At 70.5% G+C, this 8,988-nt stretch carries 9 protein-coding genes; 4 read left to right on the top strand and 5 right to left on the bottom strand.

Annotation, left to right across the window (positions count from 1 at the left end):
• From MFF42_RS07985 to MFF42_RS07975, 3 genes are all read left to right on the top strand, one after another.
• Nucleotides 1-1,609: ABC transporter ATP-binding protein (locus MFF42_RS07985; RefSeq protein ID WP_238255263.1), on the top strand; the 1,609-nt coding region annotated here is incomplete at its 5' end.
• 22 nt (nt 1,610-1,631) lie between these two features.
• A complete protein-coding gene (locus MFF42_RS07980; protein WP_238255262.1) occupies nt 1,632-3,056 on the top strand; it encodes an MATE family efflux transporter in 1,425 nt (474 codons plus the stop codon).
• An 84-nt stretch (nt 3,057-3,140) separates the two neighbouring features.
• Nucleotides 3,141-3,488 (top strand): DUF3140 domain-containing protein, encoded by a 348-nt coding sequence (locus tag MFF42_RS07975; protein WP_238255261.1) that lies wholly within the window; start codon nt 3,141-3,143, stop codon nt 3,486-3,488.
• A gap of 20 nt (nt 3,489-3,508) precedes the next feature.
• Here the strand turns inward: MFF42_RS07975 and mtnA are convergent, their stop codons facing one another.
• On the bottom strand, nt 3,509-4,606 hold the full coding sequence (gene mtnA, locus MFF42_RS07970) for an S-methyl-5-thioribose-1-phosphate isomerase (protein WP_238255260.1): 1,098 nt from the start codon (nt 4,604-4,606) through the stop codon (nt 3,509-3,511).
• 261 nt (nt 4,607-4,867) lie between these two features.
• Between mtnA and MFF42_RS07965 the strand changes: the two genes are divergently transcribed.
• Nucleotides 4,868-5,182 carry a DUF2853 family protein gene (locus tag MFF42_RS07965; RefSeq protein WP_238255259.1) on the top strand — a complete coding sequence of 105 codons (315 nt, stop codon included), beginning with the start codon at nt 4,868-4,870 and terminating at the stop codon, nt 5,180-5,182.
• Between the two features lie 33 nt (nt 5,183-5,215).
• Here the strand turns inward: MFF42_RS07965 and MFF42_RS07960 are convergent, their stop codons facing one another.
• The 4 genes from MFF42_RS07960 to trmD all read right to left on the bottom strand — a co-directional run.
• Entirely contained in the window at nt 5,216-5,419 is a 204-nt protein-coding gene (locus MFF42_RS07960) for a DUF1902 domain-containing protein (RefSeq protein WP_238255258.1), read from the bottom strand.
• An 85-nt stretch (nt 5,420-5,504) separates the two neighbouring features.
• Nucleotides 5,505-7,103, bottom strand: coding sequence for a phosphoglycerate dehydrogenase (serA, locus tag MFF42_RS07955; RefSeq protein ID WP_238255257.1), 1,599 nt, complete (start codon nt 7,101-7,103; stop codon nt 5,505-5,507).
• Nucleotides 7,104-7,263: 160 nt separating this feature from the next.
• Complete coding sequence (locus MFF42_RS07950) at nt 7,264-8,439, bottom strand: phosphoserine transaminase (RefSeq protein ID WP_238255256.1); 1,176 nt, start codon at nt 8,437-8,439, stop codon at nt 7,264-7,266.
• Nucleotides 8,440-8,612: 173 nt separating this feature from the next.
• On the bottom strand, nt 8,613-8,988 hold a 376-nt coding region (trmD, locus tag MFF42_RS07945; RefSeq protein WP_373875157.1), incomplete at its 5' end, for a tRNA (guanine(37)-N(1))-methyltransferase.

The following is an 8,988-nucleotide window of genomic DNA, read 5'->3' as shown; positions in this document are numbered from 1 at the left end:
GCCGCTGACGCTCGCCGCGCTGCTCCTCCTCGTGGTGCGCCCGTTCACGATCTGGCTGCACGAAGTGGTCTCGAACCAGCTGGTCGTGCCGCAATCGACGAACCAGATCCGCTGGCGCACGCATCTCTACACGCTCGGCCACTCCCTTTCGTACTTCCAGGCGGATTTCGCCGGGCGGCTCGCCAACCGCACCGTTCAGGTCGGTCCGGCGGTGCGCGAACTCGCCGTCGTGTTCATCGACACGCTGCTCTACGTCGCGATCTACGCGGTCACCGCGATCGGGCTGTTCTCCTCGATCTCGGCGTGGCTGGCGCTTCCCGTCGTGGTCTGGGTCGCGGCCTATGCCGGCTTGACGGCGTGGTTCGTGCCGCGCGCCCGCAAGCGCTCGCACCTGACCGCCGAGACCCGCTCGACGCTGATCGGCCGGGTGGTCGACAGCTACACCAACATCCTCACCGTCAAGCTGTTCGCCCGCGACCGCGAGGAGCGCGCCGCCGTGCGCGACGCGGTCGACACCCACACGAAGGCCTATCTGCACCAGTTCCGGCTCACCACGCTGACGACGAGCCTGCTCGGCGGCCTCAACAGCCTGCTCCTCTTCGCCACGGCCGCCGTCTGCTTCGCCCTGTGGCAGCGCGGCGCGATGACGACAGGCGAGGCCTCGGCCGGCCTCGCGCTGGTCCTTCGGCTCATGGCGATGTCGGGCTGGGTGATGCAGACCGTGCGCGGCGTGTTCGAGAATGTCGGCGTGATCCAGGAGAGCATGCAGACGATCGCCCGTCCGCACGCGCTCACCGACGCGCGGGACGCGCGGACGCTGCACGTCACCGGCGGCGACATCCGCTTCGAGAACGTGGACTTCCACTACGGGCGGGGCGACGCCAGCATCATCGAGAACCTCTCCTTCCACATCCGTCCGGGTGAGAAGGTCGGGCTCGTCGGCGTCAGCGGCGCCGGCAAGAGCACCATCACCGCGCTGCTCCTGCGCCTGCACGACGTCGAGGGCGGGCGCATCCTGATCGATGGCCAGGACATCGCCGGGGTGACGCAGGATTCCCTGCGCGGCGCCATCGCCATGGTGAGCCAGGACACCTCGCTCCTGCACCGCTCGATCCGCGACAACATCGGCTACGGCCGCCCGGACGCGTCCGACGCCGAGATCGAGCGGGCGGCGCGGCTGGCGCATGCCCACGACTTCATCCTCGACCTCGTGGACCACAAGGGCCGGCGCGGCTACGACGCCCATGTCGGCGAGCGCGGGGTGAAGCTCTCCGGCGGTCAGCGCCAGCGCATCGCGATCGCCCGCGTCATCCTCAAGGACGCGCCGATCCTCATCCTCGACGAGGCGACGAGCGCGCTCGACAGCCAGGTCGAGGCGGCGATCCAGGAGGCGCTCGATACGTTGATGGGCGACAAGACCGTGCTCGCCATCGCCCACCGGCTCTCGACCATCGCGGCCCTCGACCGGCTGATCGTGATCGATCGCGGCCGGATCGTGGAGGAGGGCACCCATGCCGAGCTGATCCGCCGGGGCGGCCTCTACGCCGACCTGTGGCGGCGCCAGTCCGGCGGCTTCCTGGGGGATCGGGCGCCGGCTCCGGCCTCGTGAGCGAACGAACGGAGCGGACGACGTGACGTCTTCACCGAGCCTCGCGGCCAGCGGCCTCGGCCGGCCGCCGGCCTCGCCCTGGCTCGACGAGCTGCGCGCGACGCTGCGGCTTTCCGGCCCGCTCGTCCTGATCAACCTCGCCCAGCACGGCTTGGTGGCTTCGAACACGGTGCTGCTCGGCCGGCTCGGTGCCGAGCCCATCGCGGCGGGCGCGCTCGCCACCAGCCTCTACCTGCTGCTGTTCATCGGTGGCATCGGCCTCACCTCCTCGGTGGCGCCCCTCGTCGCCGAGTCGGTCGGACGCGAGGCGGGCGTGGAGCGGGCCGGCGAGGTGCGGCGCACGGTCCGGGCGGGCCTGTGGGTCGGCTTCCTCGTGACCCTCGCGCTGATGCCGGTGCTCTGGTTCACGGAGGAGCTGCTCGAACTGCTGCGGCAGGAGCCGGCGGTGGCGCGGGATGCCGGCCGCTACATGCGGGTGCTGCAATGGTGGATGATCCCGGCCCTCGCCTTCATGGTGCTCAAGGGTGCGCTCGCCGCGCTCCAGCGGCCGGGGCCGCCGCTGGCGGTGAGCCTCGCCGCGCTGCCGCTCAATCTCGGCCTCGGCGCCTTCCTCGCCTTCGGGCCGCCGCAGCTCGGCATCGTCGGCGTGGCCCTCGGCACGGTGCTCACCGAGTTCCTGGCGCTCGCTGCCCTGGTGCTGGTGATCCGGTTCGACCGCAGCCTTCACCGGCACCGGATGTTCGCCCGTCTCTGGCGCCTCGATCCCGAGCGCCTCGCCCGCGTGGTGCAGGTCGGCCTGCCGATGGGCGTGGCGGGGATCGCCGAGGCCGGGCTGTTCGAGGCGGCCACGGTGGCGATGGGCACCTTCGGCACGGTGCCGCTCGCCGCCCACGCGGTCACGCTCCAGATCGCGGCGACCTGCTTCATGGTGCCCAACGGCATCGGGCAGGCGGCGACGGTGCGGGTCGGCCGCGCCTACGGCGCCGCCGATCGGGCGGCTCTGCGCCGGGCCGGTGCCGTCGCGCTCTGGCTCGGCTTCGGCTTCATGGTGGCCTGCGCCGTGGTGCAGCTTGTCGCCCCGCGCACCCTGATCGGCCTGTTCCTCGACGCCGGGGCGCCGGGCGCAGCGAGCGTGTTTCCGGTGGCGACCGGCTTCCTGGTCTTCTCGGCCCTGTTCGCGATCTCGGACGGGGTGCAGTCGGTGGCGCTCGGGGCGTTGCGCGGCCTGCAGGACACCAAGGTGCCGATGCTGATCGCGCTCACCGGCTACTGGGGCATCGGCGTGCCGCTCGGGGCGGCGCTCGCCTGGGGCGCAGGGATGGGCGGGCGTGGCATCTGGGCGGGCTTCTGCGCCGGCCTTCTCGTCGTCTCGGTCTCCCTGGTGATCCGCTGGCGGCGGCTGAGCGCCGGCCGCCCGCGCGGCCCAAGCGCGCAGGGCGCACCCTAGCGGCGCTCAGGCGGAACCGGGCCTGAAAAACCCCTGTTCCCGTCCCCGACGACACCGAGAGGATATCGAGAGGGGAGGGCTGCCATGGCCGGGGCCGACGATCACGAGGCGATCTGGAAGGATTTCAAGGGCGCGGTGAACATGACCGCCTCGGCCCTGGAGAAGTTCCTGGAGACCGACGAGAGCCAGTCGGTCGGCCAGAAGAAGGACGGCGGCGAGGCCACCGGCCACAAGCAGGGCCGCCGCATCGTCGAGATCCTCCACAAGAAGAAGGCCGACCTCTCCGACGACGACTACGCGCACATGAAGAAGGTGGTGGGCTACGTGCACCGCCACCTCAAGCAGGGCGGCCCCGACGACAAGTCCAAGATGAAGGACTCGCCCTGGCGCCTCTCGCTGATGAACTGGGGCCACGATCCGATGAAGGATTGACGGCCCCGTTTCCGCGCGCCTCAGGCGGCCTTGCGCCGCTCCGGGTACAGGCCGGCCAGGCCCTCCTCGGTCGCCGGGCAGACGCCGCGCTCGGTAATGAGGCCGGTGACGAGGCGGGCGGGCGTCACGTCGAAGGCCGGGTTGGCCACCGGGCTTCCCGGCGAGACCACGGCCACGGTGGCGAAGGCGCCGTCGTCGGTGCGGCCGGTGAGGTGGGTGACCTCGCGGGCGTCGCGCTCCTCGATCGGGATGTCGCGCACCCCGTCGGACAGCGTCCAGTCGATGGTGGAGAAGGGCAGCGCCGCGTAGAACGGGATGCGGTTGTCGGAGGCCGCGAGCGCCTTCAGGTAGGTGCCGATCTTGTTGCAGACGTCGCCCGACGCCGTGGTGCGGTCCGAGCCGACGATGCAGACATCGACCTGTCCGTGCTGCATCAGGTGGCCGCCGGCATTGTCGGCGATCACGGTGTGCGGCACGCCGTGGGCGTTGAGTTCGAAGGCGGTGAGCGCCGCGCCCTGGTTGCGCGGCCGGGTCTCGTCCACGAAGACGTGGACCGGCACGCCGGCATCGTGGGCGACGTAGATCGGCGCCAGCGCCGTGCCCCAATCGACGGTGGCGAGCCAGCCGGCGTTGCAATGGGTCAGCACGTTGACGGGACCGCCCTTCTTCGCGGCGATCCCGGAAAGGATCCTGGCGCCGTGCTCGCCGATGGCGCGGCAGCTCGCAACGTCCTCGTCGGCGATCCGGGCGGCCTCCGCGAAGGCGATCGCCGCGCGCTCGGATTCCGGCGCCCGGCGCAGCATGGCGGCCATCCGGTCGAGGGCCCAGCGCAGGTTGATCGCGGTCGGCCGCGTCGCGGCCAGCGCCGCGGATGCCCGCTCGATGCCCGCCTCGCGCGCGTCCTCCCGCATGGCCAGCGCCAGCCCGTAGGCGGCGGTGACGCCGATCAGCGGCGCGCCCCTTACCACCATGGTGCGGATCGCCACGGCCGCATCGTCGAGATTGGCCAGCCGCTTCAGCTCGAACGCGAAGGGCAGCCGGGTCTGGTCGATGACCGTGACGGCCTGCCCGTCGGCCTCGGGGAAGATGGTGCGGTAGGGACGTCCGTCGATCTTCATAGGCTCCCTGTCGCACGAAGAGCCCGCGCGCGCCAATCCCCGATGTCATGCCGCGGGACATGCCGCGGGACCTGCCGATCCTGCGGACGGCGAGGCGGCGATCGCTGCGAAACAGTCCTCATTGGGCCGATCGGGCCGGGAATAGTGTGGAGGACTTCCGCTTCCGCCTCGCGAAGACATGACAGCGGCGCCGAATCGATCAATCTCGGTCCGCCGCCCGCGACGAGAGGCGTCGCACGGTCCGAACCGCAGGAGGCCGCGATGTCCGATCATCTGGAGGACGTGAAGAAATACGCCAAGAAGCCGGTCAACGAGGCCGCCGTCGCCGGTCTGGAGAAGACCTACCGGCTCGTCCTGTCGCAGGCCGACACCCGCTACGTCGCCTGTTCCGACAAGGCGGAGCTGGAGACCGTGCGCAAGAACTTCCTGGAGAAGAAGCTCGGCCTGTCCGGCGACGACCTCGACGCCGCGGTCAAGGAGGTCTGCGAGACGATGAAGGCGACCCGCTCCAAGTCGCGGCTGACCTTCTACTACCTGCTGGCGGAGCGGTACGGGAAGCTCGACGCCCTCGCCTGAGCGCCGCGCCGGGAACGCCCCGGCGCGACGCTCTTACCGGGCGACCCGCTCGACGTAGATGTCGATATAGGCGCCGTCGTCCAGGCCGAGCAGGTCCCGGATCATGCCGGGCAGCTTGCACAGCAGGGCCGGCATGGTGGGCGCCTCGGTGGCGAGGCCCGGAACCGGCGAGTCGTGGACGAAGAAGACGCCCGCAGCCTCGTCCCAGGCGCAGCGGACGGTGACCTTGCAACCCATCGTGCGGTCCTCGAGGTAGGAGGGGAGGGGGGACGGCGCGGAAGCAACCGCGTCGTCGCCGTCAGGGGGCTGGCCAGGATCGGCCTCAGAACCGCACGGGGCGCACACGCTTCACCTGCGGGATCGCCTCGATCGCCCTCAGCACCTCGGGGGACACTTCGCCGTCCACCGCCACGAAGGCGATGGCGTTGCCGCCCTCGGCCTCGCGACCGAGCGCGAAGGTCGCGACGTTGACGCCCGCATCCCCGAGCACGGTGCCGAGACGCCCGATGAAACCCGGCTTGTCGTGGTTGCGCACGTAGAGCATGTGCGGCGCGAAGGCCGCGTCGATGTCGATGCTGCGGATCTCGATCACGCGCGGCCGGCCGTCGTGGAAGACGGTGCCGGCGGCGTCCCGCGGCATGTCCTCGGCGTCCACGGTGATGCGCACCACCGACTCGTAGTCGCTCGCCCCGCCCTCGCGCTTGACCTCGTCCACGACGATCCCGCGATCCTTCGCGATCACGGGGGCCGAGACCATGTTCACCTCCTGCAGGATCGGGCGCAGCACGCCGGTCACCGCCGCGGAGGTGAGCGCCCGGGTGTTCATCCCGGCCACCGCGCCCTCGTAGGTGATGCGGATACCCTTGATCGGCGCTTCGGTGAGCTGGCCCAGGAACGAGCCGAGCTTCTCGCAGAGCGCGACGAAGGGCTTGAGGCGCGGCGCCTCCTCGGCCGAGATCGAGGGGAAGTTGATCGCGTTGGTGATGGCGCCGCTCAGCAGGTAGTCGGCCATCTGCTCGGCGACCTGGAGCGCCACGTTCTCCTGCGCCTCGGAGGTCGAGGCGCCGAGATGGGGCGTGCAGATCACATTCGGGTGGCCGAAGAGCGGGTTCTCGGTCGCCGGCTCGGTGACGAACACGTCGAAGGCCGCGCCCGCCACGTGGCCGGAATCGAGGGCCGCGCGGAGTGCCGCCTCGTCCACGAGACCGCCGCGGGCGCAGTTGATGACGCGCACGCCGCGCTTCGTCTTGGCGAGGTTTTCTTCCGAGAGGATGTTGCGGGTCTTGTCGGTGAGCGGCACGTGGAGGGTGATGATGTCGGCCCGCGCCAGCAACTCGTCGAGCTCGACCTTCTCGACGCCGATCTCGACGGCGCGCTCCGGCGTCAGGAAGGGATCGTAGGCGACGACCTTCAGCTTCAGCCCGAGCGCCCGGTCCGCGACCACGGCGCCGATATTGCCGCAGCCGATCACGCCGAGCGTCTTGGCCGTCAGCTCGACGCCCATGAAGCGGTTCTTCTCCCACCTGCCGGCTTGCGTCGAGGCGTCGGCCGCGGGGATCTGTCGGGCGAGCGCGAACATCAGCGCGATGGCGTGTTCGGCGGTGGTGATCGAGTTGCCGAACGGCGTGTTCATCACGATCACGCCCTTGGCGGTGGCCGCGGGGACGTCGACGTTGTCGACGCCGATGCCGGCGCGGCCGACCACCTTCAGCCGCGTGGCCTCGGCGAGCAGCTTGCCCGTCACCTTGGTGGCGGAGCGGATGGCGAGGCCGTCGTAGTCGCCGATGATGGCGGCCAAAGCCTCCTTGTCCTTGCCGAGGCCGGGCTGGAAATCGACCTCGATGCCGCGATCGCGGAAGATCTGGACGGCGGCGTCGGACAGGGCGTCGGAGATGAGGACCTTGGTCGTGGGCTTGGTCATGGAAAGCACCTCGCGTCAGGCAGGCGCGCAGGATCGCTCGCTTCTCGGCGAAGCGTGGCCGGTTCGCGCAGCGCGCGGAACAAGGCACCGGCGGATCGCTGGAGCGCGTTGATAAGCAAATGGCCGGTCTCGCGACCGGCCATCATGGCGTCTCGGACCCTCAGGCCGCCGCGGCGGCGAGCGCCGCCTTTTCCTGGGCGAAGGCCCAGTCGAGCCAGGGGGTGAGCGCCGCGAGGTCGGAGGCCTCGACGGTGGCCCCGCACCAGATGCGCAGGCCGGCGGGCGCGTCGCGGTAGGCGCCGAAGTCGAAGGCTACGCCCTCGGCCTCCAGGCGGCCGACGATGCCGGCGGCGACCTTCTTGACCACGGCGTCGCCCTTGGCGAGCACGTCCGGGTCGGTGATCACGAGGCAGACGCCCGTGTTCGAGTAGGTCGCCGGGTCCACCGCGAGGTGGCCGATCCAGGGGGTGCGCGCCACCCAGTCGTGGACCACCTTGGCGTTGGCGTCCGCCCGCGCGTGCAGCGCGTCGAGGCCGCCGATGCTCTCGGCCCATCTCAGGGTGTCGATGTAGTCCTCGACCGCGAGCATCGAGGGCGTGTTGATGGTGTCGCCCTTGAAGATGCCCTCGATGAGCTTGCCGCCCTTGGTCAGGCGAAACACCTTCGGGATCGGCCAGGCCGGGGTGTGGCTCTCGAGGCGCGCCACCGCGCGCGGCGAGAGGATCAACATGCCGTGCGCGGCCTCGCCGCCCATCACCTTCTGCCAGGAATAGGTGACGACATCGAGCTTGTCCCACGGCAGCGGCATCGCGAAGGCGGCCGAGGTCGCGTCGCAGATCGTGACGCCCTCGCGGTCGTCGGCGATCCAGTCGCTGTGCGGGATCTTCACGCCGGCGGTGGTGCCGTTCCAGGTGAAGACGACGTCGTTGTTCCGGGTGTCGATCGCGTCCAGCGCCGGCAGGATGCCGTGCTCGGTGGTGCGGACGACCGGATCGATCTGGAGCTCCTTCAGCGCGTCGGTGACCCACTCGGCGCCGAAGGAATCCCAGGCCATGACCTCGACGGTCTTGGGACCGAGCATCGACCACATCGCCATCTCGACGGCGCCGGTGTCGGAGCCGGGGACGATGCCGATGCGGTAATCGGCGGGGACGCGCAGGACCTTGCGGGTCAGCTCGATGGCCTCGGCGAGCTTCGCCTTGCCGGCGGCCGAGCGGTGCGAGCGGCCGAGCGCCGCGCCGGAGAGGGCATCGAGGGTCCAGCCGGGACGCTTGGTCGTGGGGCCGGACGAGAAATAGGGCACGCGCGGGCGCGCGGCGGGCTTTTGAGCCGTCATGTCAGCCATCCTTCCAGATGAGCGCCTCCCGTTGGGGGGAGGTGTCCCGCCGCCGGAAATGACGGATTGTGGGCCGCAATGCAAGCGGCCTTTCTAACATTCGGCCTGGTGTGTGTTGCAGGTGACAGAACGGTCCTTCAGTCACCGGAAGAACAGATATGTAGAAGATCCGTCTAAGGCTCTTCGCCATCCAGCAGGTCGGGCCGGCGCGCCCGCGTCAGGGCGCGGCTGCGCTCGGCGCGCCAGCGGGCGATGGCCGCGTGGTTGCCGCCCATCAGCACGTCGGGGATCGTCCGCCCCTCCCATTCCCGCGGCCGGGTGTAGTGCGGGTATTCGAGGAGCCCGCCCTCGAAGCTCTCCTCGACGCCGGAGGCGTGCTTGCCCATCACGCCGGGCAGCAGACGCACGCAGGCATCGATCAGCACCAGCGCCGCGATCTCGCCGCCCGAGAGCACGTAGTCGCCGATCGACACTTCCTCGAGGGCGCGCGCCTCGATCACCCGCTCGTCCACGCCCTCGAACCGCCCGCAGACGAGGATCGCGCCGGGC

Source organism: Methylorubrum podarium, from assembly GCF_022179745.1.
In the GTDB taxonomy this organism is placed as follows: Bacteria; Pseudomonadota; Alphaproteobacteria; order Rhizobiales; family Beijerinckiaceae; genus Methylobacterium; species Methylobacterium podarium.
The sequence above is the reverse complement of the archived record's forward strand: the minus strand, read 5'-3'. Positions and strand labels throughout refer to the sequence as shown.